Source organism: Variovorax paradoxus (genome assembly GCF_040544635.1).
Taxonomy (GTDB): Bacteria; Pseudomonadota; Gammaproteobacteria; order Burkholderiales; family Burkholderiaceae_C; genus Variovorax; species Variovorax paradoxus_R.
Genome location: NZ_JBEPKJ010000010.1, coordinates 61,419 through 83,046 on the forward strand (window position 1 = coordinate 61,419; position 21,628 = coordinate 83,046).

At 65.4% G+C, this 21,628-nt stretch carries 22 protein-coding genes; 2 read left to right on the top strand and 20 right to left on the bottom strand.

Annotation, left to right across the window (positions count from 1 at the left end; all coding sequences use genetic code 11):
* Nucleotides 1-47 precede the first annotated feature (47 nt).
* Together ABIC94_RS17530 and ABIC94_RS17535 are read left to right on the top strand one after the other, a co-directional pair.
* Complete coding sequence (locus tag ABIC94_RS17530; RefSeq protein ID WP_354374276.1) at nucleotides 48-911, top strand: helix-turn-helix domain-containing protein; 864 nt, start codon at nucleotides 48-50, stop codon at nucleotides 909-911.
* A gap of 62 nt (nucleotides 912-973) precedes the next feature.
* On the top strand, nucleotides 974-1,426 hold the full coding sequence (locus tag ABIC94_RS17535) for a VOC family protein (RefSeq protein ID WP_354374277.1): 453 nt from the start codon (nucleotides 974-976) through the stop codon (nucleotides 1,424-1,426).
* Nucleotides 1,427-1,454: 28 nt separating this feature from the next.
* On the opposite strand, the gene ABIC94_RS17540 is transcribed toward ABIC94_RS17535, so the two are convergent.
* From ABIC94_RS17540 to scpB, 20 genes are all read right to left on the bottom strand, one after another.
* Nucleotides 1,455-1,988, bottom strand: a complete 534-nt coding sequence (locus tag ABIC94_RS17540; RefSeq protein WP_354374278.1) for a hemerythrin domain-containing protein — start codon at nucleotides 1,986-1,988, stop codon at nucleotides 1,455-1,457.
* Nucleotides 1,989-2,165: 177 nt separating this feature from the next.
* The gene (locus tag ABIC94_RS17545) at nucleotides 2,166-2,690 is read right to left on the bottom strand and encodes a phosphoribosyltransferase (RefSeq protein ID WP_354374279.1); all 525 of its coding nucleotides are present in this window, start codon (nucleotides 2,688-2,690) and stop codon (nucleotides 2,166-2,168) included.
* Between the two features lie 18 nt (nucleotides 2,691-2,708).
* Nucleotides 2,709-4,040 carry an adenylosuccinate synthase gene (locus tag ABIC94_RS17550; RefSeq protein ID WP_354374280.1) on the bottom strand — a complete coding sequence of 444 codons (1,332 nt, stop codon included), beginning with the start codon at nucleotides 4,038-4,040 and terminating at the stop codon, nucleotides 2,709-2,711.
* A 23-nt stretch (nucleotides 4,041-4,063) separates the two neighbouring features.
* Entirely contained in the window at nucleotides 4,064-5,224 is a 1,161-nt protein-coding gene (locus ABIC94_RS17555) for an ATP phosphoribosyltransferase regulatory subunit (protein ID WP_354374281.1), read from the bottom strand.
* A gap of 44 nt (nucleotides 5,225-5,268) precedes the next feature.
* On the bottom strand, nucleotides 5,269-5,457 hold the full coding sequence (locus tag ABIC94_RS17560; protein ID WP_307700542.1) for a DUF2065 domain-containing protein: 189 nt from the start codon (nucleotides 5,455-5,457) through the stop codon (nucleotides 5,269-5,271).
* A 22-nt stretch (nucleotides 5,458-5,479) separates the two neighbouring features.
* Nucleotides 5,480-6,382 carry a protease modulator HflC gene (hflC, locus tag ABIC94_RS17565; RefSeq protein WP_354374282.1) on the bottom strand — a complete coding sequence of 301 codons (903 nt, stop codon included), beginning with the start codon at nucleotides 6,380-6,382 and terminating at the stop codon, nucleotides 5,480-5,482.
* A 16-nt stretch (nucleotides 6,383-6,398) separates the two neighbouring features.
* Complete coding sequence (gene hflK / locus ABIC94_RS17570) at nucleotides 6,399-7,772, bottom strand: FtsH protease activity modulator HflK (protein WP_354374463.1); 1,374 nt, start codon at nucleotides 7,770-7,772, stop codon at nucleotides 6,399-6,401.
* A 74-nt stretch (nucleotides 7,773-7,846) separates the two neighbouring features.
* A complete protein-coding gene (gene hflX, locus ABIC94_RS17575; protein ID WP_354374283.1) occupies nucleotides 7,847-9,016 on the bottom strand; it encodes a GTPase HflX in 1,170 nt (389 codons plus the stop codon).
* A gap of 51 nt (nucleotides 9,017-9,067) precedes the next feature.
* Nucleotides 9,068-9,313 carry an RNA chaperone Hfq gene (gene hfq, locus ABIC94_RS17580; RefSeq protein ID WP_012747311.1) on the bottom strand — a complete coding sequence of 82 codons (246 nt, stop codon included), beginning with the start codon at nucleotides 9,311-9,313 and terminating at the stop codon, nucleotides 9,068-9,070.
* Between the two features lie 164 nt (nucleotides 9,314-9,477).
* Entirely contained in the window at nucleotides 9,478-10,821 is a 1,344-nt protein-coding gene (gene der, locus ABIC94_RS17585) for a ribosome biogenesis GTPase Der (RefSeq protein WP_354374284.1), read from the bottom strand.
* Nucleotides 10,822-10,869: 48 nt separating this feature from the next.
* Complete coding sequence (gene bamB / locus ABIC94_RS17590; RefSeq protein ID WP_354374285.1) at nucleotides 10,870-12,012, bottom strand: outer membrane protein assembly factor BamB; 1,143 nt, start codon at nucleotides 12,010-12,012, stop codon at nucleotides 10,870-10,872.
* Between the two features lie 7 nt (nucleotides 12,013-12,019).
* Nucleotides 12,020-12,712 carry a YfgM family protein gene (locus ABIC94_RS17595; protein ID WP_354374286.1) on the bottom strand — a complete coding sequence of 231 codons (693 nt, stop codon included), beginning with the start codon at nucleotides 12,710-12,712 and terminating at the stop codon, nucleotides 12,020-12,022.
* 5 nt (nucleotides 12,713-12,717) lie between these two features.
* Complete coding sequence (gene hisS, locus ABIC94_RS17600) at nucleotides 12,718-14,028, bottom strand: histidine--tRNA ligase (protein ID WP_354374287.1); 1,311 nt, start codon at nucleotides 14,026-14,028, stop codon at nucleotides 12,718-12,720.
* 15 nt (nucleotides 14,029-14,043) lie between these two features.
* Nucleotides 14,044-15,321 carry a flavodoxin-dependent (E)-4-hydroxy-3-methylbut-2-enyl-diphosphate synthase gene (gene ispG / locus ABIC94_RS17605; protein WP_354374288.1) on the bottom strand — a complete coding sequence of 426 codons (1,278 nt, stop codon included), beginning with the start codon at nucleotides 15,319-15,321 and terminating at the stop codon, nucleotides 14,044-14,046.
* Entirely contained in the window at nucleotides 15,318-16,289 is a 972-nt protein-coding gene (locus ABIC94_RS17610; RefSeq protein WP_354374289.1) for a helix-turn-helix domain-containing protein, read from the bottom strand. Before ABIC94_RS17610 ends, ispG begins: the two co-directional genes overlap by 4 nt.
* Complete coding sequence (pilW, locus tag ABIC94_RS17615) at nucleotides 16,282-17,139, bottom strand: type IV pilus biogenesis/stability protein PilW (RefSeq protein ID WP_354374290.1); 858 nt, start codon at nucleotides 17,137-17,139, stop codon at nucleotides 16,282-16,284. Before pilW ends, ABIC94_RS17610 begins: the two co-directional genes overlap by 8 nt.
* 4 nt (nucleotides 17,140-17,143) lie before the next feature.
* Entirely contained in the window at nucleotides 17,144-18,298 is a 1,155-nt protein-coding gene (gene rlmN / locus ABIC94_RS17620; RefSeq protein ID WP_354374291.1) for a 23S rRNA (adenine(2503)-C(2))-methyltransferase RlmN, read from the bottom strand.
* 21 nt (nucleotides 18,299-18,319) lie between these two features.
* Nucleotides 18,320-18,745 (bottom strand): nucleoside-diphosphate kinase, encoded by a 426-nt coding sequence (gene ndk, locus ABIC94_RS17625; protein WP_258505846.1) that lies wholly within the window; start codon nucleotides 18,743-18,745, stop codon nucleotides 18,320-18,322.
* A 151-nt stretch (nucleotides 18,746-18,896) separates the two neighbouring features.
* Nucleotides 18,897-20,693, bottom strand: coding sequence for a pseudouridine synthase (locus ABIC94_RS17630; protein WP_354374292.1), 1,797 nt, complete (start codon nucleotides 20,691-20,693; stop codon nucleotides 18,897-18,899).
* Nucleotides 20,690-21,529 (bottom strand): SMC-Scp complex subunit ScpB, encoded by an 840-nt coding sequence (scpB, locus tag ABIC94_RS17635; protein ID WP_354374293.1) that lies wholly within the window; start codon nucleotides 21,527-21,529, stop codon nucleotides 20,690-20,692. The genes ABIC94_RS17630 and scpB overlap by 4 nt, the downstream gene beginning before the upstream one ends.
* Between the last annotated feature and the right edge of the window lie 99 nt (nucleotides 21,530-21,628).

A 21,628-nucleotide genomic window follows, 5' to 3' on the forward strand; every position in this document is an offset into this window, starting at 1 on the left:
CACAATGAGCCGATGGGCAACAGCCTGTTTTTCATCGAGGCCGCCGCATGCAGCAACTGACAAGGCCACCCTCTCCGGGCCTGCGGCCGTACGTGCGCCTGCTGTGGGCCTGGGCGCCCGAGAGCGCCCTTGCCGAGCGTCCGGGTACCCGCGAGCATGTGCTGCCCACGGGCGGCATGCACCTGGTGTTCCGTCTGTCGGGTCCGCCGCTCAAATTGTTCAGCGGCACGGAAGACGCGCAGGGCCAGACCTTCGGCCATGCGATCGTGGGCGGCACGCGGGCGGCTTTCTACCTGCGCGACATCTCGGTGGCCACGCGCTCCGTCGGTGCGCAGTTACAGCCTGGCGCCGCCCGGCTGCTGCTCGACGCGCCCGAAGGTGCATTGGCGGGGCAGCACACGCCGCTCGATGCGTTGTGGGGTACCGGGCAGGCCAATGCGGCGCTCGAGCAACTGCATGCGGCGAACAGCCCCGAGAGTCAGCTGAGAGTCTTCGAGGCACTGCTTGCAACCCGCATTGCCGTGTCGCTGCGAGCGGGCCTGCATGGCTTGCATCCTGCCGTGGCTTCGGCGCTTGGCACGCTGGACCGCGATAGCCCCTCGATTGCCGCGCTGGTGGCGCGCAGCGGCTACAGCCACCGCCGCTTCATCGCGCTTTTTCACGCCGATACCGGCCTGGCGCCGAAGGAATACGCACGTGTGAGGCGTTTCGACCGGGTGCTCACGCTGGCAGGCGATCCGCGCCTGGGCTGGGCAGACATCGCGCTCGCGGCCGGCTACAGCGATCAGGCCCACCTGAGCCGCGATTTCTCGGCGTTGGCGGGCATGCCTGCGCAGGCTTGGCGCCAAAAGGGCTCGCCCTCACCGCGGCACGTGCCGGCCGCTGCAGGTCAAATTCGTTCAAGACGCTAGCTGCGAGGCGCTCCAGAATCGGGCCACGACTTCTTCTGTTCCTCATTCGAAAGGCGGTTTCCATGGCCATTCACGAGCTTTTTCCCTACCTTTGCGTCAACGATGCCGAAGCGGCCATCGACTTCTATTGCAAGGTCTTCGAGGTCAAGGAAATTTTCAGGCTTACTGAGCCGAGCGGCCGCATCGGCCATGCGGAACTCGACTTCCACAACGGCGCAATCCTGATGATTTCGGACGAGTTCCCCGAATACAACATCCCCAGCGCCAAGACGCTGGGCGGCACAGCGGTGACGCTGCACCTGCATGTGGACGATGCGGACGCGGTGGTGGCCCGTGCCGTCGCGGCCGGCGCCACGCTCGACATGGCGCCGCAGGACCAGTTCTATGGGGAGCGCTCCGGCGTGTTCCACGACCCGTTCGGGCACCGCTGGAACGTGGGCCACAGCATCGAGAAGCTGACGCCGGAGGAGATGCAGCGGCGCTACACCGCGATGTTCGATTCCGGCGGAGTGTAGGCACTGATCGCGGGGGCCTCTTCGAGACTTACCCGCGCACCGTTGAACGCCGATGCTCACGCTTTCTCGCGGCGCCTACCTCCTTCGAGATGGACGAGACCACGGTCGCCCACTCCTCGGCCGTGAGCAGCAGCGCGGTTTGCGAATGCAAGAGCGTGTCTTCCTTGTCCAGATGCGTGGACATGAACTGCCGGTGCTGCCGCAACAGGGCGCTGGCCTGCCCCGCCGCATCCGTGTCGCCGGATCGGGCGCGCTCGAGCAGCAGCCTCGCCTGCGAGATGAGGCCATTGCAGCACTCGCTCTCCGCATCGAGCTGTTCGAGGAGCTCGTCGGCTTCGTGCGACCTGCCGCGCAACATGTTCAGCATGACAACGCCTTTGGGGCGATGCGTGTTTTCTTCGAAGGCCTGGAGCCGCTCGATGATTTCGATGGCAGACGTTGCGCTTTGCCGAAGGCTCGCCTCGCCTCCTGCCTTCATCGCCTCGCGGAGGCAATCCAGCAACTCCCGGGTGCGAACGTGTTCGGCGCGCAAGACGGCCCACGCGCATTCGGCTGCCAACATACCTGACTCCTTTGGAGCCGCTAACTGCCCCAAAACTGCCTGTGAACTTCAAGCTTTAACGCTATCGTTCTACATCGTTGCGGCTGGTACTGCAAGCCATGACGGCGCATACGCGCAATGCGCCTACACGCGCGCGCCCGGGGAGCTGATGAGTCGCTGCCCCAGGCCGGGATCAGCTCAGACTGACCACTTCTCCAGCAGCTTTTCGGGCCCGAGGGAGTCGTAGCCTTCGAAGGGCTGGTGAATCCACGGGTTGGTTGCCAGGTACTCGACCGAGTAATCGGGCGTGAAGGTCGACAGGGCCTTGGTCCAGAGCACCGCGCTTCGCAGCTCGGTAATCGGCTTGTAGTTGTTGCGCAGCATGTCCATGACCGCGTGCAGCGTGTGGCCCGAATCGGCCAGGTCGTCCACCAGCAGCACCTTGCCTGCAATTTCGCCCTTGGGCGTGGTGATGTAGCGGGCGATGTCCAGATGCCCCTGGATCGTGCCCGCGTCGGCACGGTACGAGCTGGTCGACATGATCGCCAGCGGCTTGTCGAAAATGCGCGAAAGCACATCGCCCGGGCGCATGCCGCCGCGCGCCAGGCAAAGAATGGTGTCGAACTCCCAGCCCGACTGGTGCAGCTTGATCGCGAGCTTCTCGATCAGGTTGTGGTACTCGTCATAGCTGACGTAGAGATGTTTGCCGTCTTCGGTCAACATGGTCGGGTTCGTTCCTGTTCAGTCGGCAAGATAAGGGTGGCGCATCATGATCGTGTGATCGCGATCGGGGCTGGTCGACACCATGTGGATCGGCACGCCGGTGATCTGCTCGATGCGCTGCAGATAGAGCCGCGCATTCACGGGCAGCTTGTCGTACTGCGTGACGCCTACGGTGCTTTCGCTCCAGCCTTCGAGGGTTTCGTAGATCGGCGTGCAGCGCTCGATTTCGTCCGCGCCCATCGGCAGGATGTCGGTGACCTCTCCGTCGAGTTCGTAGCCGGTGCACAGCTCGAGCTTTTCGAGGCCGTCCAGCACGTCGAGCTTGGTGATGCACAGGCCCGAGAGGCCGTTGACCTGCGCCGAGCGCTTGAGCAGCGCGGCGTCGAACCAGCCGCAGCGGCGGCTGCGGCCCGTGGTCACGCCCTTTTCGGCGCCCACGGTGCTCATGTGGTAGCCAGGGGTGCCCGGCGTGGCCCAGTCGAGCTCCGTCGGGAACGGACCGCCGCCCACGCGCGTGCAGTAGGCCTTCGTGATGCCCAGGATGTAGTGCAGCATGCCCGGGCCCACGCCCGAACCTGCGGCGGCGTTGCCGGCCACGCAATTGCTCGAAGTGACGTACGGGTAGGTGCCGTGGTCGACGTCGAGCAGCGTGCCTTGTGCGCCTTCGAACAGCAGGTTGGCGCCGGCCTTGTGCGCATCGTTCAGTTCGCGCGACACGTCGGCCATCATCGGCTTGAGCAGCACGGCGTGGCGCATGGCCTCGTCGAACACCAGGTCGAAGTCGATGGCGGGAGCACCGAGCACCTGCGTCAGCACGTGGTTGTGCAGGTCGAGCAGCACGCGCAGCTTGGCCGCGAAGCGCTCGGGGTGCTTCAGGTCCTGCACGCGCAGCGCACGGCGGGCAATCTTGTCTTCGTAGGCCGGGCCGATGCCGCGGCCGGTGGTGCCGATCTTCTCGACACCGCCCTTTTCGCGGTAGGTCTCGCGTGCGATGTCGAGTGCGGCGTGAAACGGCAGGATCAGCGGGCAGGCCTCGCTGATGCGCAGGCGCGAGCGCACCTCGACGCCGGCCTTTTCCAGCCCTTCGATTTCCTCGAAAAGCTTGGCCGCCGACAGCACCACGCCGTTGCCGATGTAGCACTTGACGCCCGGCCGCATGATGCCGCTGGGGATCAGGTGCAACGCCGTTTTCACACCGTTGATGACCAGCGTGTGGCCCGCGTTGTGGCCGCCCTGGAAGCGGACCACGCCCTGGGCGCTTTCCGTCAGCCAGTCGACCAGCTTGCCTTTGCCTTCGTCGCCCCATTGGGTACCGACGACGACCACGTTTCTTCCGGTGGTTACGCTCATGCTCGTTCCATTACTTCAAAAATTCAGATGGCTCGGACTTGCCACTGCCCTGCTTGCTCGACGAGCTCGCGGTCGCAATGGAATTCATCGATTTCGCTGCCGTGGCCGGGCAGCACGCAGACCACGGTCTCGCCGGCCTTGCGCAGCCCGGCAATGGCCTGGCGCAGGCCGGCCGCGTCGCTCCAGGGCGCGCGGATGGCTGCGCGCAGCGGGCGGGCCGGCAGCACGCCGACCAGCTCGCGCACGTCGAGGCTGAAGCCGACCGCCGGGCGGTTGCGGCCGAACACGGCACCGACTTCGTCATAACGGCCGCCGCGCACCAGCGCATCGGCCGCGCCCGGCACGTAGATGCCGAAACGCATGCCGCTGTAATACGCATAGCCGCGCAGGTCGGCCAGGTCGAAACTGATCTGCCGCGCCGAACCGCCCTGCAGGCTGGCTGCCAACTGCTTCAACCCGGCCAGGGCCGCGCTCACGGCGGGCGTGCCTTTCAGGGCTTTGGCGGCCTCGTCGAGCACCGACTCGTCGCCATACAGCTGAACCAGTGCGCGCAGGCCGTCGCGCGACGAAGCGGGGAAATTGCGCGTGAGCGCATGCAGTTCGCTCGCGTCCTTGGCCACCAGCGCCGCGTGCACGCGTGCCAGCACCGCGGCATCGACCGGCACGCCGGCAAACAGCGCCCGCACGATGCGTGCGTCCGCCAGGTCGACGATCAGGCCTTCGCCGATTCCCGCTGCATGGAGGCAATCGAGTGCCAGCAGCAGGACTTCGGTGTCGGCTTCGAGCCCGGCGTGGCCATAGATTTCGGCGCCGAACTGCAGCGGCTCGCGGGTGGCGTGAGGCCGGTCGGGGCGGGTATGCAGCACCGGCCCGCAGTAGCACAGGCGTGCCACGCCTTCGCGGTTCAGCAGGTGGGCATCGATGCGCGCCACCTGGGGGGTGGTGTCGGCCCGCAGGCCCATGCTGCGGCCGGAGAGCTGGTCGACGAGCTTGAAGGTTTGGAGGTCGAGCGCCTCGCCGGTGCCCGACAGCAACGACTCGAGGTGCTCGAGCAGCGGCGGCATCACCAGCTCGTAGCCATAGCCACGGGCGGTATCGAGCAGCTGGCGTCGAAGTTCTTCGATGTGGCGCGCCTCGGAAGGCAGCACATCGGCAATGTGATCCGGGAGGACCCAGGCGGACATGGGGATCGGGGGCGTGGTTAAACCGGGATTCTACCGGGACCGCGCTATCCGAAAACCCAAAGGAGAAGCAAACCCAGCAAGATGCTGCAAAGTCCGAAGAAACGCAGCTGGCCGTCGCGCAGCTGCATGAGCTGCCCGAAGCCGCGCCGCCAGCCGCCCGGCGACACGAAAGGCAGGATGCCCTCGATCACCAGGACCAGCGCCAGCGCGCTCCAGAATATTTCGGCGCTCACGACGACGAACCCGGCCGCCGGATCAGCGGCGCGGTGCGTTGCCTGCCGGCGTGCCGGCGCTCTGCATGGCACGGAAGAAGTCGGACGACGGGTCCAGCACCATCACGTCGCTCTTCTTGTTGAAACTCTGCTTGTAGGCCTCGAGGCTGCGGTAGAACTGCGCGAACTGCGGGTCGCGGCCGAAGGCCTCGCTGTAGGCTCCAGCGGCTTGGGCATCGCCCTCGCCCTTGATCTTCTGGGCGTCGCGGTAGGCGTTGGCCACGATCACTTCGCGCTGGCGGTCGGCGTCTGCGCGAATCTTTTCGCCTTCGGCAAAACCGGTCGAACGCAGTTCGTTGGCAACGCGCTTGCGCTCTGCCTCCATACGGCGATAGACCGACTCGGTAATGGCCTCCACATAGTCGACACGCGTGATGCGCACGTCGACCACGTCCACGCCCCAGGGCTTGGCGCCCTTCACCACGGCCAGCACTTCGCGCTGCACGTCGGCCATCAAGGCTTCGCGGCGCACGGAAATCAGGTCGCGCACGGTGCGCTTGTTGATGTTTTCCTGGAAGGCGTTGCGAACCACGCGGTTGAGCTGCGTGGCGCCCGCGCTCTCGTCGAGGCCGACGTTGCGGATGTAGGCCTGCGGATCGGTGATGCGCCAGCGCACATACCAGTCGATCACCACGCGCTGCTTCTCGGCGGTGAGCATGGGCTCGGTGTCGAGACTGGAAAGCGTGAGCAGCCGCTTGTCGATGTACGACACGTTCTGCAGCGGTGGCGGCAGCTTGAAGTGCAAGCCCGGCTCGGTAATGACCTGCTTGATCTGGCCCAGGGCGTACACCACGCCGAACTGGCGCTGGTCGACCACGAAGAGGGTCGAGCTCAGCAGCACCAGCAGGACAAGGATCGACGAGGCGATGAATCCGATTCTGTTCATGTTCTTCTTAGCCTTTTCAACGCACGTCGCGGTCGCGCGAACGCCCATCGCGGGCACGGTTGTCGCCTGCGGGCGGAGCCACCGGGATCACGGAGGACTGGGCTGGCGCAGTGCCGGCCACGCTCGGGCTGGCTGCATCGACCGGCGTCGCCGCGTTGCTGCCGCTCATCTGCATGAGCTTGTCGAGCGGCAGGTACAGCAGGTTAGAGCCTTGCTTGGTATCGACCAGTACCTTGGTGGTGCTGGCATAGATCTGCTGCATGGCGTCGGTGTACATGCGGTCGCGGGTGACCTGCGGCGCCTTCTGGTATTCGGCCAGCACGGCGCCGAAGCGGCCGGCATCGCCTTGCGCCTGCGCAACGATGCGCGCCTTGTAGGCTTCGGATTCTTCCTTCAGGCGCGATGCGGTACCCGTTGCACGCGGCACCACGTCGTTGGCATAGGCCTGGGCTTCGTTCTTGGCGCGCTCGCGCTCCTGGCCGGCCTTGAGCACGTCGTCGAACGCCGCCTGCACCTGCTCGGGCGGTCGCACGCCGCCCTGCTGCAAGTTGATGTTGACCACTTCGACACCAACCTGGTAGCGGTCGAGGATGGTCTGCATCAGCGTGCGCACGCGAGGCGCGATCTGGTCACGCTCCTCCGCCAGCGCCGCGTCCATCTTCATCTTGCCGACCACTTCGCGCACGGAGCTCTCCGCCACCTGGATGATGGTTTCGCTCGGCGACTTGCTTTCGTACAGGTAGGCGCGCGCGTTGCTCAGGCGGTATTGCACGGCGAACTTGATTTCGACGATGTTCTCGTCTTCGGTCAGCATGGCCGACTCGCGCAGGCCGGTGGATCGCACGATGGCGTCGCGCCCCACGTCCGTGGAGCGGATCTGCGAAGTCACCACCACTTCGTGGCGCTGAATGGGATACGGCAGCCGCCAATTGAAGCCGGCGTTCACGGTCGCCTTGTAGCGCCCGAACTGGGTGACCACGGCCTGCTGGCCTTCGTTCACGATGAAGAAGCCGGTGCCCAGCCAGATCAGAACGGCCACGATGGCCACCAACCCAAGGCCGAAGCCTGCGTTTTTCATGTCGGGCCGGTACCCGTTGCCGCCGCCATCACCGCCGCTGGGGCGATTGCCGCCGCCCTTGCCGCCGAAAAAGCCGCCGAGCTTGCGATTGAGGTCGCGCCAGAGCTCGTCGAGATCCGGCGGCCCCTGGTTCGGGCCCTGCCCGCGGGGACGGTTGCCGTTGTTGTTGCCGTTGTTGCCGTTGCCCGAAGGCGGTGGTGGTGTCGGCGCACCCGGTGGGTCTGCATCAGGAGGTCGGTTGCCGGTCGGGCGGTCGCCGTTGGATGCGGGCTCATCGCCACGACCCCACCGGCCATCGTTCAGGTTGAACATGCCCAGAAACCCTCTCCACGCTGGCTTTGCATTCATTCGCTTCGTTCTCTTGTCAGTGGCGGGATTGTGCCCAATCAATTGGCGGTATCGTGCAATTCAGTGTCGGCCTCTGGGGTCATCGTATCGCCCACGGAACCCGACCGGCGGGCCAGCTCGGCCCGCAACAGGGGCACGCCCTCGCCGCTGCGCGCGCTGAGGAAGATACGCGGAACCTGCACGCCGTCGATTTCCATCTCGTCCTGCAGATGCAGCGGATGCTGCGCAGTTTCAAGAGCATCGAGCTTGTTGAACACCAGAAGCTGCGGAACAGTGTCGGCACCGATGTCGCGAAGAACCGATTGCACCTCGGCCATCTGCTCGGGGAAATGCGGGTTGGAGGCATCCACCACATGCAGCAGCAAGTCGGCATCGACGGCCTCCTGCAGGGTGGCCTTGAACGCATCGACCAGGCCGTGCGGCAGGTCGCGAATGAAGCCGACCGTGTCCGAAATGGAGACCTGACGGCGGGCATCGCCCAGATAGAGGTTGCGCGTGGTGGTGTCGAGCGTCGCAAAAAGCTGGTCGGCCGCATAGGCGCGAGCCTTCACCAGTGCATTGAACAGCGACGACTTGCCCGCGTTGGTATAGCCGACGAGCGAGATGTTGAAGGTTTCCCGGCGCTCGCGCTGGCGGCGCTGCGTGCCGCGCTGCTTCTGCACCTTGGCCAGGCGCTCGCGCGTGCGCTTGATCGACTCGCTGATCATCCGGCGGTCGAGTTCGATCTGCTTTTCACCCGGGCCGCCGCGCACACCCGCGCCGCCTGTCTGGCGTTCAAGGTGGGACCAGCGGCGAACCAGGCGAGTACTGAGGTACTGCAGACGGGCAAGCTCGACCTGCAGCTTGCCCTCATGAGAGCGGGCGCGCTGCGCAAAAATTTCGAGAATGAGGAACGTGCGATCGTAGACCGCCACGTCGAGCTGGCGCTCGAGATTGCGCTGCTGCGCGGGGCTCAGCGACTGGTCGAAGATGACCTCGCTGGCTTGGTGCAGCGCAGCCAGCTCCTTGATTTCGTCGGCTTTGCCGCTTCCAACGAAAAGCGCCGCGTCGGGCGCCTTGCGTTTGCATACGAGGCGTGCGACAGGTTCCAGGCCCGCGGTCTGTGCGAGCAGGCCGAGTTCCTCGAGTTCGCTGTCGAAATGGGGCAGCCCGAAATCGACGCCGACGAGAACGGCGGCGCCTTCCTGGCGGGAGTTCAGTTCAGACAAGCGGGATCAATATGGAAAAAGCGCGGCGGGTTACCGCCGCGCTCCGCGCGATCAGGCTGCGGCGTCGTCGTTCTCGGCAGCCGAGAAGTTGACGGCACGACCCGGCACGATAGTGGAAATGGCGTGCTTGTAGACCATTTGTGTCACCGTATTGCGAAGCAACACGACGTACTGGTCGAAAGACTCGATCTGGCCCTGCAGCTTGATACCGTTCACCAGATAAATGGAAACCGGCACATGCTCGCGACGCAGGGTGTTCAGAAACGGGTCTTGTAGAAGTTGCCCTTTATTGCTCACGATATTCTCCGTGTTCAAGAGTAGTTGTTGGAGAGATGACCTTAACACAGGGTTTCTGCGCTGCAGCAATCGGGGTCAAAAGCCTTTGAAAAATAACGTCTCTCAAAAGGCGGAACTTCCGGCGCAGGCGCAGCTCATTGGCTGCCATCGGTAGCCAAGCCCGTTCAGTCGTCCTTGTCCGCAAAGGGATTTTGCGAGCTTTTGAACTGGATGCGCAAGGGCGTGCCCACCAGATCGAATTCCTTGCGGAAGCGCCCTTCGAGAAAGCGCTTGTACGCCTCGGTGACATGCTCCAGCGAATTGCCGTGGATGATGATCACCGGCGGATTCATGCCGCCCTGGTGCGCATAACGCAACTTGGGGCGGAACATGCCCGCGCGCTTGGGCGACTGGAACTGCACCGCCTCCAGCAGCAGCCGGGTCAATATCGGTGTCGACATCTTGCGCGTGGCCGACTTGTGCGCCTGCGCAATCGCCTGCCACACCGGGCCCAGGCCCTGGCGCTTGATGGCCGAGATGAAATGCAGCGACGCGAACTTGAGGAACGGCAGGCGAGTTTCGATCTGGCGCTGGATCTGCTCGCGCTGATAGCTGTCGACCGCATCCCACTTGTTGATGGCAATCACCACCGCCCGTCCGCTTTCGAGGATGTAGCCGGCAATGTGCGCGTCCTGGTCGGTCACGCCCTGCGTGGCGTCGAGCAGCAGCAGCACGACGTTGGCCGACTCGATGGCCTGCAGCGTCTTGACCACCGAGAACTTCTCGATCGCCTCGAACACCTTGCCCTTGCGGCGCAGACCGGCCGTGTCGATCAACTCGAAGCGCTGGCCGTTGCGCTCGAAGGGCACCGAAATGGCATCGCGCGTGGTGCCCGGCAGGTCGAAGGCGACCAGGCGCTCTTCACCGAGCCAGGTGTTGATCAGCGTGGACTTGCCCACGTTGGGCCGTCCGGCCACCGCCAGCTTGATCGGCTTGTTGACGTCGTCTTCGTCGGTTTCGTCTTCCGGATCCGGCAGGTTCAGCGGCTCGAGCGCCAGCTCGACCAGGTCGCGCATGCCCTGCCCGTGTGCCGCGGAAACGCCGTGCACGTCGCCGAAGCCCAGCTCGTAGAAGTCGACGAGCTTGGTGCCGTCATGCATGCCTTCGGCCTTATTGGCCGCCAGCACGCAGGGCTTGCCGAGCCTGCGCAGTTCGTTGGCAATGTCGTGGTCTTGCGCCGAAAGGCCTTCTCGGGCGTCGACCACGAAGATCACGACATCGGCCTCGGCCACGGCCTGCCGCGTCTGCTTGGCCATTTCCTTGTAGATGCCGCTGCCGGCATCGGGCTCGAAGCCACCCGTGTCGATGACGATGAACTCGTGCTTGCCCAGGCGGCCGTTGCCGTAGTGGCGGTCGCGCGTGAGCCCGGCAAAGTCGGCGACGATGGCGTCGCGCGTTTGAGTCAGGCGGTTGAAAAGGGTCGACTTGCCGACGTTGGGACGCCCGACCAGGGCCACGACCGGCTTCATGGCCGGCCTTTCAGGGGCGCGGTTTTCATGGGCGGGCCTTCGAAAAAGTTATTCAGGGCGATAGCCAAACACACCGCCGTTGGCAGTCACCACGACCACCGTATTGCCGGCCATCACCGGAGTAACGCCAATGGCGGAGCCGTCGGGCGTCACGCGATTGAGCAGTGCGCCATCTTCGCGCGAGACGAAGTGCAGCGTGCCCGTGCTTTCGCCGATGACCAGCGAACGCCCCACCGCCAGCGGGCCGGTCAGGACGCGGTTCTTGAAACGGGTCGACTGCCAGGCGCGCTCGCCATCGGCACGGCGCCAGGCCGTGACGCTGCCGTCCGATTCCGTGCCGTACACAAAGCTTTCGTCACCGCTGACGCCTTCGGCGCCTGATGCCGGCTTGGTCCACAGCAACTGGCCGCGAAGGGTGTCGACGCAGCCAACGTTGGCGTAGTAGGCCCGTGCGCAGACGGTGTCGCCGACGCGGCTCACGCTGCCGGTCAGATCGACCAGGCGCTCCACATCGTTGGTGCCGCGAGGTGCGGCAATGGGTGCTTCCCAGCGCGAGGTGCCGTTGGCCGGGTTGATACCGACCAGTCGGCCGCCGATGCCCGACACCAGCGTGTCACCCACGGCAATCAAGACACCCGACTTCTTCAGCACGAGGTTTTCGGCGGTGCGCTGCTGCAGCCAAAGGCGGCGGCCGCTCTGGCCGTCCCAGGCGCTGATGCTGCGGTCGGCGGTCTGCACGAAGATGCGCCGGCCGGCCACCAGCGGCGCGGTAAAAGCCTGCGCCGAAAGCCGCTGTTTCCAGAGGACCTTGCCGCCTTCCATGGCCACCAGTTCGTTGTTGGTGGTGACGACCGCGGCCAGCGAGCCGTCGCTGCCGACACCTGCCGCCAGCGTGGCGCCGGCATTGGCGCGCCAGGTCTCGCGGCCGGCGCGGGCGTCGATGGCGACCACGGTGCCGTCGGTACCGGCCACGGTCACGATGTCGCCGCTGACGTCGGTCGCGAGCGGGAAGCTCACGGCCGGGATGCGCACGCTCCAGGCCTGTCGCACCCCGAACAAGGCGGGGTTGGCGGGCAGTTCGGCCGGCTTGGGCTTGCTGGTGCCCGAGCAGGCCGCCAGCATTGCTACCAAAACAATAGCCGAACCCGCGCGCAGGACGGACGACTCAGGCTTGAAACGCTTGAAATTCATAATGCGATCAGGATTTTTTAGGGGCTGCCGGAGTGACCGTGATCACAGGTGCCAGGCTCTTCGGATCAACGCCAGCGGCGTTGAGCTTGAATTCGACAAGACGCCGGTAGTCGGACGTCGGACCAAGCCCGGTCCAGGCCTTGCGGTATTCGGCTTGCGCTTCGTCGCGCTTGCCCTGGGCCATGTAGATGTCGCCCTTGCGATCGGCCACGAGCGGTTCGAATTCCTTGGGCACGTCGCCTGCAAGCTGCTTGAGCGCTTCGTCGTACGACTTGCTGTCGAGCAGTTCGGCCGCCAGCCGAAGCTTGGCAACCGCCTTGTAGCCCGGATCGACGGCGCTTTCGGCGACCCAGCCGAGGGCTGCGCGCGAAGCTTCGAGATTGCCCTTCTCGTACAGCGTCTTGGCGGCCAGGAGGCCGGCCTGCTGTGCATAGGCGGTCTTGGCGAAGCGTTCTTTCATGTCGCCCAGCACGCGCTGGATGCGCTCCACGTCGCCGGACTGCGCGCTGCGCTCGACTTCGTCGTAAAGCGCCGCAGCCTGCGCCGCCTTGTTGCGCTGGAAATATTGCCAGCCGTTCCAGGCCACGAAGGCCCCGGCCACGAGCAATATCACCCAGGTGATCAGGGTGCCGTAGGTGTTCCAGAAATGCTTGAGCTGGTCGAGCTGTTCCTGTTCGTCGAGATCGAGATGGGTTGCCATGCGTATCAGATGTTGGGAGCCGGCGATTGTAGGGTGGCGGCCCAGGTGGCCACTTCGGCGAGCGCGCGGGCGCTCTGCGCGCCGCTTCCGTCGCGCAACGACTTGAGAGTCACTTCGCCGCGCGCAAGTTCATCGGCGCCGAAAATCAGTGCGTAGGTGGCGCCGCTGGCGTCGGCTTTCTTCATCTGCGCCTTGAAGCTGCTCAGGCCGTCCGCCGTGGCCGCGTGCATCTGCACGCTGATACCCGACTCACGCAACTGCTGCAGGGTACGCAACACCACGGGCATCGACCCAGCGTCGGGCACCACGGCATAGGCGTCGGGTGCGGGCGCGGAAACCTCGGCGCCCTGCTCCTTCAGCAGATCGAGCACGCGTTCAATGCCCATAGCCCATCCCACGGCCGGCGCCGGCTTGCCGCCGATTTGCGCAATCAGGTCGTCGTAGCGGCCGCCGGCACACACTGTGCCCTGAGAACCTAGGCGGTCGGTCACGAACTCGAAGACGCTGAGGTTGTAGTAGTCGAGCCCGCGCACCAGACGCGGGTTGATCGTGAACGCGACGTCGTTGGCCTTGAGGATGGCTTGCAGTCCCTCGAAGTGCGCAAGCGATTCAGCCCCGAGAAAGTCAATCAGCTTCGGTGCCGATTCGACCACGTCCTTCATTGCCGGATTCTTGGTGTCAAGAATGCGCAGCGGATTGCTGTGCAGGCGGCGCTTGCCGTCCTCGTCGAGCTTGTCGGCATGCTTCTCGAAGTGGGCAATGAGCTGGGCGCGGTGAAGCGCGCGCTCGGCGGGTTGGCCCAGGCTGTTGAGTTCGAGCCGCACGTCGGTCAAGCCAATGGCCTTCCACAGCGCGTTGGCCAGCAGGATCAGCTCCGCATCGACGTCAGGGCCTGCAAAGCCCAGGGCTTCCGCGCCGATCTGGTGGAACTGGCGGAACCGCCCGCGCTGCACGTTCTCGCGGCGAAACATCGGCCCGGTGTACCAGAGCCGCTTGGGGCCTTCGTACAGCATGTTGTGCTCGATCACCGCGCGCACCAGGCCGGCCGTGTTCTCGGGGCGCATGGTCAGATGTTCGAACTTGCCGTGCTTGTCGGCGCGATCTTCAAAGGAGTACATCTCCTTCTCGACGATGTCGGTGACTTCGCCGATGCCGCGCACGAACAGGGCCGTGCGCTCCAGGATCGGCGTGCGCACATTGCGGTACGCAAAGCGCCCCATCAGGTCGCGCACGGTGGCCTCGAGCCACTCCCAGCGCGCCGATTCGGGCGGCAATATGTCGTTCATGCCTTTGACGGCATTCAGTTTTTCAGCCATGAGTCTGCGGAGGTGTCAGGCCAGGGCTGCGTGTTCGCCGCCAAAGCGCTTTTCAATGTAGGTTTCGACGAGTTGGTGAAACTCGTTGGCGATATTGTCGCCGCGCAGCGTGAGGGCCTTTTCGCCGTCGATGAAGACCGGCGCAGCGGGTGCCTCGCCGGTACCGGGCAGGCTGATGCCGATGTCGGCGTGCTTGCTCTCGCCGGGGCCGTTGACGATGCAGCCCATGACGGCCACCTTCATCGTCTCGACGCCCGGATATTTCTTGCGCCAGACCGGCATCTGCATGCGCAGGTAGTCGTCGATCTGCTTGGCGAGTTCCTGGAACGTGGTGCTCGTGGTGCGGCCGCAGCCCGGGCAGGCCGTGACGCTCGGCACGAACACGCGCAGGCCCAGGGCTTGCAAAATTTCGTTGGCGATCAGCACTTCTTGCGTGCGCGACTCGCCCGGTTGCGGCGTGAGCGACACGCGAATGGTGTCGCCGATGCCCTCTTGCAGCAGGATCGAAAGCGCCGTCGCCGAAGCCACCGTGCCCTTGGTGCCCATGCCGGCTTCGGTGAGACCGAGGTGCAGCGGATAGTCGCAGCGCTTGGCGAGCTCGCGGTACACCGAGATCAGGTCTTGCACGCCGCTCACCTTGCACGACAGGATGACCTGGTTGCCGGCCATGCCCATCGACTCGGCCAGCTTGGCGGATTCGATGGCCGAGGTGATCAGCGCCTCGTACATCACCTGCTTCGCGTCCCAGGGCTCGGCACGCTGGCTGTTGATGTCCATCAGGCTGGCGAGCAGTTCCTGGTCGAGGCTGCCCCAGTTCACGCCGATGCGCACGGGCTTGTTCCACCGCATGGCCGCATCGATCATCTGGCCGAACTGGCGGTCGCGCTTGTCGCCCTTGCCCACGTTGCCGGGATTGATGCGGTACTTGCTCAGCGCCTCGGCGCAGGCCGGATAGTCGGTGAGCAGGCGGTGGCCGTTGTAGTGGAAGTCGCCGATCAGCGGCACGTCGATGCCCATGCGGTCGAGCTGCTCGCGAATGTAGGGCACCTGGGCGGCAGCCTCGGGCGTGTTGACGGTAATGCGCACCATCTCCGAACCCGCGGTGGCGAGCTCCTTCACCTGGATGGCCGTGCCGATGGCATCGACCGTGTCGGTGTTGGTCATGGACTGCACCCGCACGGGTGCGTCGCCGCCGACCGTGACGGTACGCGCACCCCAGACCACCTGAGCCTGGCGCGAGCGGCGCGCCTTGGGCGCCGCAGATTCGATGGGTTGCGCAGTGCAGTCGGTCACGATGTCACCTCGAAACGCGCCACGCCGCCGCCGCGCGTGACAGGCTTCAGATCGTAGGGCTTTCCGCGCACTTGCACATCGACCGCCGATGCGCGCCCCACCACCACCGACAACGGCAGCGCTCCAGACAAGCCCACCGTTTCGCCGGCCTGCACGATGCGGCGCAGCAACTGCTTGCCGCCGGCTTCGGTCACGGTGACCCAGCAGTCCTCGCGTGCGACGAAGACAAGCGGCTGGCCGGTGCCGGCAGCGGGCACCGACGCGGTTGCCGCAGCATTGGCGGTGGACAAGGAATTGGCGGGCGGCGCACTCGATGCCCCGGGTGCTGCAGGCGTGACAGGTGTTGCAGGCGCGGCAGGTCCCGTGGGTGCCACAGGCGACACCGGCGCGCTTTCGACGACGGATCCGCCTGAAGTCGATGCGGCCACGGGTGCCTCGGTCACCGAACCTGTTTCGGTCTCGCCGCGCGCCGTCCAGCGCGATACGGCGGAGCCGATCTGGTCGAAAGCCGACTGGGGCAGCCAGAACAGCACGCCTGCGCCGATCAGAAGCAGCGCCACCACGATCAGCAGCGCGCGCGATGGAAGTCCGTTGGAGCGGCTGCCATTCCAGCGCGGCTTGCCGGAAACGATGTTGCTCTTGAGCGTGCGGTCGGCCACCGCCAGCGGCGCGCGCTGCGCACCCGGAAGCTTCGCAAGCACGGGGGCGGGATCGATGCGCAAGGCGCGGCAGACGCTGCTTGCCAAGGCCCGGGCAAAGACCGGGTCGGGCAGCGAATCGATATCGTCCGCCTCGAGCGCCATGAGTTTCTGTGGCGGCACCTTGAGGGCTGCAGCCACCATTTCGATATGCAAGCCGTGTGCCTCGCGCGCCTCGCGAAGCATGTCGCCGGCCGTCTTGTGCGTGATGTCGCCTTCCTCGAGCGGCAGCGCCGCGGAAGTGCCGAACTCCGAAACCCGTTCAGTCATTGAAATTCCCGCGCTCGTACGCTATTGCCTCCCGGGACTGCGGAAAGCGCCGTTGCAGTTGCCCCCCCAACTGCGCAACTGCCTCGCGGTTGTTGAGCCGTCGTTCGATCTTGACGCCGAGCCACAGCGTCTCGGCACTGGCCGAAGGACTGTTGTTGACTCGGCGAATGTAGAACTGCGCACGCGACCATTCTTCGCGCTGTGCCAGCAGCGAGGCCAGATTGAATCCGACCACCGGGTTCCCGGCATCGATCTCGTAGGCCTGCATGAGGGTGCGCTCCGCCTCGGGACGCTGGCCGGCCCTGAGCTGGCAAACACCCTGCGTCATGAGCGTCTTGGAACGGTCGGTGTAGCTCGGCACCGCGAGCGCCTCCGTGAACTGCTGGGCCGCATCGCCATAGCGGTTCTGCTGGCACAGCAACCAGCCGTAGTTGTGCCGCACGTTGGGATCGCGCGGGTTGATGGCAATGGCACGGCGGAAGCTGTCTTCGGCCATGCCGACATCCTCGAGCCGCATGTAGACGAGTCCGCGCAGGCTGTAGGCGTCCGCGTAGTTGGGATCGGCTACCAGCGCCTGCTTGATCTCGTCGAGCGCCACGGTGTTCTGGCCATGCTCGAAATAACCGGAGGCCAGTTCCATGCGAAGCCGCGCACGGCGCTGCCGGCTGGTTTCGTCGGACTCGGTCACGATCTCGGCGCCCTTGCCCGAGGAGCTGGTGTCGGCCAGGCTGGTGGTGGTGGTCCGCGTGTTGACGCAGCCCGCGAGCAGAAACGCCATGGCGACACCGGCAAAGCTTGCGGCCAGCAGCCGCTGTGCACTCGCGGTGGTCATCGGAAAGGCCATGCTCATTAGGTCAGTGCTCCTGGGGGGTGGTCTTGCGAACCGGATGCAAAATAACAGGGCGCTCCGATACGGCACGGCGCTGGGCGGCCATGCGTTCGGCCGCGCGGGTACGGTCCTTGACGTCGCCGGCAAGCTGCCCGCAAGCGGCGTCGATATCGTCGCCACGCGTCTTGCGCACGGTGGTCACGAGGCCGGCTTCGCTCAGCGTCCTGGCGAACGCCAGCACACGCGGCTGCGGCGAACGCAGAAGGCCCGAGGCCGGAAACGGGTTGAACGGAATCAGGTTGAACTTGCACGAGACACCATGGGTGCGAACGAGTTCCACCAGCTGCCGCGCATGCTCAGGCTGATCGTTGACGCCGTCGAGCATGCAGTACTCGAAAGTGATGAAGTCGCGCGGCGCATGCGCCAGGTAGCGCTTGCAGGCCTCGAGCAATTCGGCAATGGGGTACTTGCGATTGAGCGGCACCAGGTCGTCGCGCAGCGCATCGTTGGGCGCATGCAGCGACACCGCCATGGCCACCGGGCAATCGGCGCCCAGCCGGTCGATCATCGGCACCACCCCGGAGGTCGACACGGTCACGCGGCGGCGCGACAGCCCATAGGCGTTGTCGTCGAGCATGGTGCGCAGCGCCGGCACCAGCGCCGAGTAGTTCTGCAGCGGCTCGCCCATGCCCATCATCACCACGTTGGAGATGACGCGATCGTCGCGCTTCAGGTGCTTGCGCAGGAAGTGTTCGGCAAACCACAGCTGGGCGACGATTTCACCCGTGCTGAGATTGCGGCTGAAGCCCTGGTGCCCCGTGGAGCAAAAGCGGCAACCCACCGCACAGCCGGCCTGAGACGACACGCACAGCGTGCCGCGGTCGTCTTCGGGAATGAATACGGCTTCGACGGCATTGCCGTCGCCGACGTCGAACAGCCACTTGATCGTGCCGTCCTTGGATTCGTGCTGCGTGAGAACCGAAAGGGCCTCGACGCGAGCGGTTGTGGCGAGCTTTTCGCGCAGCGACTTGGCCAGATCGGTCATCTGGGCGAAGTCGCTGGCGCCACGCTGGTGGATCCAGCGGAACAGCTGCGTGGCGCGGAATCGCTTCTCGCCGAGCTTTTCGCAGAACGCAGCCAGCCCCTCGAGATCGAATTCGAGCAGGTTGGCCGTGGTCATGAAATCAGCCGGGATACGGCTTCAGCGCGCGTAGACGTTGAGGCCGGCGAAGAAGAAGGCCACTTCGTTCGCTGCGGTTTCGGGAGCGTCCGAACCGTGCACGGCATTGGCGTCGATGCTGTCGGCGAAGTCGGCGCGAATGGTGCCGGCGGCCGCCTTCTTGGGGTCCGTGGCGCCCATCAGGTCGCGGTTCTTGGCGATGGCGTTCTCGCCTTCGAGCACTTGCACGAACACGGGGCCGGAGATCATGAACTCGACCAGGTCCTTGAAGAACGGGCGTTCCTTGTGGACCGAGTAGAACTGCTCGGCTTCGTTGCGCGAGAGATGCACCAGCTTGGCGGCGACGATCTTGAGGCCGGCAGCTTCGAAGCGGGAAACGATCTTGCCGATGACGTTCTTTGCAACGGCGTCGGGCTTGATGATGGAGAGGGTACGTTCGATAGCCATTGAAGTGCTTCCTGAGCTTTGATTTTGAAGTGTTTTGTCACAACTGCAACGAATATGTTGCGCCGTACAGCGACAAAGCCTCTGATTTTAACCGGCGCAGCCCCCGGGATTGGTGAAAACCCCGCGAAAGGCTGCGCTGGGCAGCTAGCTTTCAGCGCCCGCGGCGCCGGCTTCCGCCCGGGCCGCCCTGGCCGCCGCCTGCCGGACCGCCGCCACCGCGTCGTCCCGGGCCCTGGCGCTGCTCTTTCCGCTGGCGGGAAAAGCTGTCGGCGCCGATGTAGCCGAGCGAAGTCTTCATCGGATCGGGCTGGTTCGCGCCGCTTGGCGGACGCTCCTCGCCCTGGCGGTTGCCACGGTTGTTGTTATTGCCACGACGCCCCTGCGGCGGCAGGCCTGCATTGCCGCCACCCCGGTTGGCACGTCCGCCGCGCTCACCGCGCGGTGGCCGGCCGTCGCCCAGCGGACTCGGGATGGGTGCCTCGCGGCTCTCGTCTCGCGGATCGCGCATGTCGCGCGGCGGTTGTCCGCCGCCGGCGTTGCGATTGCCGCGGCGCTTCTTGTTGCGTCCGTTGCGACCGCCGCCGCCGGCACCTTCCTGGCCGCCCGGCCCGCGTTGCTGCTGCGGACGCGGTGCGCCGCCGCCGGAGGCCTGGAACAGCGCGTTGATGTCGCGCTCGTCGAGCTCCATCCAGGCACCACGCTTCAGTCCGCGCGGAAGCACCATGGCACCGTAGCGGATGCGGATCAGGCGGCTGACCGCATGTCCCACCGATTCGAACAAGCGCCGCACTTCGCGGTTGCGGCCTTCGGAAATGGTGACGCGGTACCAGTGGTTGGAGCCCTCGCCGCCGCCCTCTTCGATGGTGCCGAACTGGGCCATGCCGTCGTCGAGGCGCACACCTTCGAGCAGCTTCTTCTTTTCCTCGGCATTGAGTGCACCCAGCACGCGCACGGCGTACTCGCGCTCCAGGCCGAAACGAGGGTGCATCAGCTGGTTGGCCAGGTCGCCCGAGCTGCTGAACAGCAGCAGGCCTTCGGTGTTCAGGTCGAGCCGACCGACCGACTGCCACTTGCCCTGCTGCAGGCGAGGCAGCTTGCGGAACACCGTGGGACGGTTCTGCGGATCGTCGTGCGTGACAACTTCACCCACCGGCTTGTGGTACGCGATAACGCGCGGCGGAGGCGGCGCGATGCGGTAGCGAATCGGCTTGCCGTTGATCTTGACCTGGTCGCCGTATTGAATGCGCTGGCCGATGTGGGCCGGTTCGTTGTTGACCGAGATGCGGCCTTGGAGAATCAACGCTTCCATTTCAAGCCGCGAACCCAGGCCGGCCTGCGCCAGCACCTTGTGCAGCTTGGGCGAATCGGCTTCCGGCAGCAGCACCCGCTTGAGCGGCGGGACTTCGGGGCTTTCTTCGTCGGCGTCGAACTGGCCTGAAATGACGTCCGCGAAGCGGATCGGCTCGGGCGGCAGCGCATTGCGCTGCTCGCGCTCGGCGGCGCGGCGTGCGCGGTCGAGGTCGTCCTCTTCCTCGTCCGGCTCTTCTTCCTCTTCTTCGTCGTCGTACTGACCACGAGCGCCCTCTTCCTCGCGGCGCTCTTCGCGCTGCTCCGCTGCTGCGGCAGCCTTGATGGGAGCGGCAGGGGTTGGCGCCGAAGCTGGAGCCGCCGCGGGGGCCGCAGAGGCTGCTTCAGCGACGGGTTCGATCACCGGCTCGGAACTTTCCGCGGGTGCCGCCTGTGCGTCACCCTCTGCAGCCGGCTCTACGGTCTTCTTGCGGCGCGGGGCACGCTTTTTCTTGGGAGCTTCACCTTCGCCGGCAGCTGGAACGGGAGCACCCGCATCGGCGTCCGACGACGGGCCGGACGCTTCCGCTACCGCCTCTTTTTTCTCGGATTCGGGCTGGACCGGCACGATTGCCGCGTCGTCAATGTCGGAGGGGCTCATGAGGTTTTTCCGGGAGAAACAGCGTGGGGATCGGTCTCGTCGGGCGACGGGACTTCGGATTCGAGCGCAACAACGGGAGGCTCAGCTTCCGGGAGGGCCGGGATTTCTGCGGGCTCTTCGGGAGAGGCCGCGTCCTCGGCGAATTGTGCGGCGGCGGCATCGACCGCTTCGATGGCTTCAGCCGTTTCGGCCATGTCGACCGCTTCGGCATTCGCATCTGTTGCGGCAGAGGCATCGGCATCGGAGTCGCCGGCAATTTCCATCGGCAGCCCCGGCTGGTTGCCCGAGGCCTGGTCGAGCGCATCGACCAGCGCCGCCTGCTGGGCCGGCGTTTCGATCAGCGGCAGTTGGTCGAGGGAGCCCAGGCCGAGATCGTCGAGAAACTGCCGCGTGGTCGCGTAAAGCGCTGGCCGGCCGACGGTCTCGCGGTGGCCGATTACCTCGACCCAGCCGCGGTCTTCGAGCTGCTTGAGGATGAGGGAATTGATGGTGACGCCGCGAATGTCTTCCATGTCGCCGCGCGTGACCGGCTGGCGGTAGGCAATGATGGCCAGCGTTTCGAGGGCGGCGCGCGTGTAGCGCGGCGGCTTCTCGGGGTGCAGGCGATCGAGGTGGTCGCGCATCTCCGGCCGGCTTTGAAAGCGCCAGCCACTGGCGACGCTCACCAGCTCCAGGCCGCGTTGCGCCCAGTCTTCCTGCAGTTCAAGCAACAGCACCTTGATGGTGTCCACGCCCAGCTCGTCGTCGAACAGCACGCGCATATCACGCACTGGCAGCGGCTGGCTCGAACAGATCAAGGCGGTTTCTAGAATGCGCTTGGCATCCGCCGTATTCATGGTTCGCGTTATCCGGGAAAAGGCGCCTCGGGGACGCTTGTTCAGAAGGATGGAAGGAGTAGGCGTTGCCGGCACGCGGCGAATGCAACGCAAGGCCGG

Bases quoted from the DNA above. Each gene is read 5' to 3' on its own strand.
- ABIC94_RS17535 (WP_354374277.1), top strand. From the start codon at position 974: ATGGCCATTCACGAGCTTTTTCCCTACCTTTGCGTCAACGATGCCGAA.
- ABIC94_RS17540 (WP_354374278.1), bottom strand. From the start codon at position 1,988: ATGTTGGCAGCCGAATGCGCGTGGGCCGTCTTGCGCGCCGAACACGTT.
- ABIC94_RS17530 (WP_354374276.1), top strand. From the start codon at position 48: ATGCAGCAACTGACAAGGCCACCCTCTCCGGGCCTGCGGCCGTACGTG.
- ndk (WP_258505846.1), bottom strand. From the start codon at position 18,745: ATGGCTATCGAACGTACCCTCTCCATCATCAAGCCCGACGCCGTTGCA.
- ABIC94_RS17555 (WP_354374281.1), bottom strand. From the start codon at position 5,224: ATGTCCGCCTGGGTCCTCCCGGATCACATTGCCGATGTGCTGCCTTCC.
- pilW (WP_354374290.1), bottom strand. From the start codon at position 17,139: ATGAGCATGGCCTTTCCGATGACCACCGCGAGTGCACAGCGGCTGCTG.
- ABIC94_RS17610 (WP_354374289.1), bottom strand. From the start codon at position 16,289: ATGACTGAACGGGTTTCGGAGTTCGGCACTTCCGCGGCGCTGCCGCTC.
- der (WP_354374284.1), bottom strand. From the start codon at position 10,821: ATGAAGCCGGTCGTGGCCCTGGTCGGGCGTCCCAACGTCGGCAAGTCG.
- hisS (WP_354374287.1), bottom strand. From the start codon at position 14,028: ATGGCTGAAAAACTGAATGCCGTCAAAGGCATGAACGACATATTGCCG.
- hflK (WP_354374463.1), bottom strand. From the start codon at position 7,772: ATGTTCAACCTGAACGATGGCCGGTGGGGTCGTGGCGATGAGCCCGCA.
- bamB (WP_354374285.1), bottom strand. From the start codon at position 12,012: ATGAATTTCAAGCGTTTCAAGCCTGAGTCGTCCGTCCTGCGCGCGGGT.
- hflC (WP_354374282.1), bottom strand. From the start codon at position 6,382: ATGAACAGAATCGGATTCATCGCCTCGTCGATCCTTGTCCTGCTGGTG.
- ABIC94_RS17595 (WP_354374286.1), bottom strand. From the start codon at position 12,712: ATGGCAACCCATCTCGATCTCGACGAACAGGAACAGCTCGACCAGCTC.
- ABIC94_RS17545 (WP_354374279.1), bottom strand. From the start codon at position 2,690: ATGTTGACCGAAGACGGCAAACATCTCTACGTCAGCTATGACGAGTAC.
- ABIC94_RS17550 (WP_354374280.1), bottom strand. From the start codon at position 4,040: ATGAGCGTAACCACCGGAAGAAACGTGGTCGTCGTCGGTACCCAATGG.
- ABIC94_RS17630 (WP_354374292.1), bottom strand. From the start codon at position 20,693: ATGAGCCCCTCCGACATTGACGACGCGGCAATCGTGCCGGTCCAGCCC.
- rlmN (WP_354374291.1), bottom strand. From the start codon at position 18,298: ATGACCACGGCCAACCTGCTCGAATTCGATCTCGAGGGGCTGGCTGCG.
- scpB (WP_354374293.1), bottom strand. From the start codon at position 21,529: ATGAATACGGCGGATGCCAAGCGCATTCTAGAAACCGCCTTGATCTGT.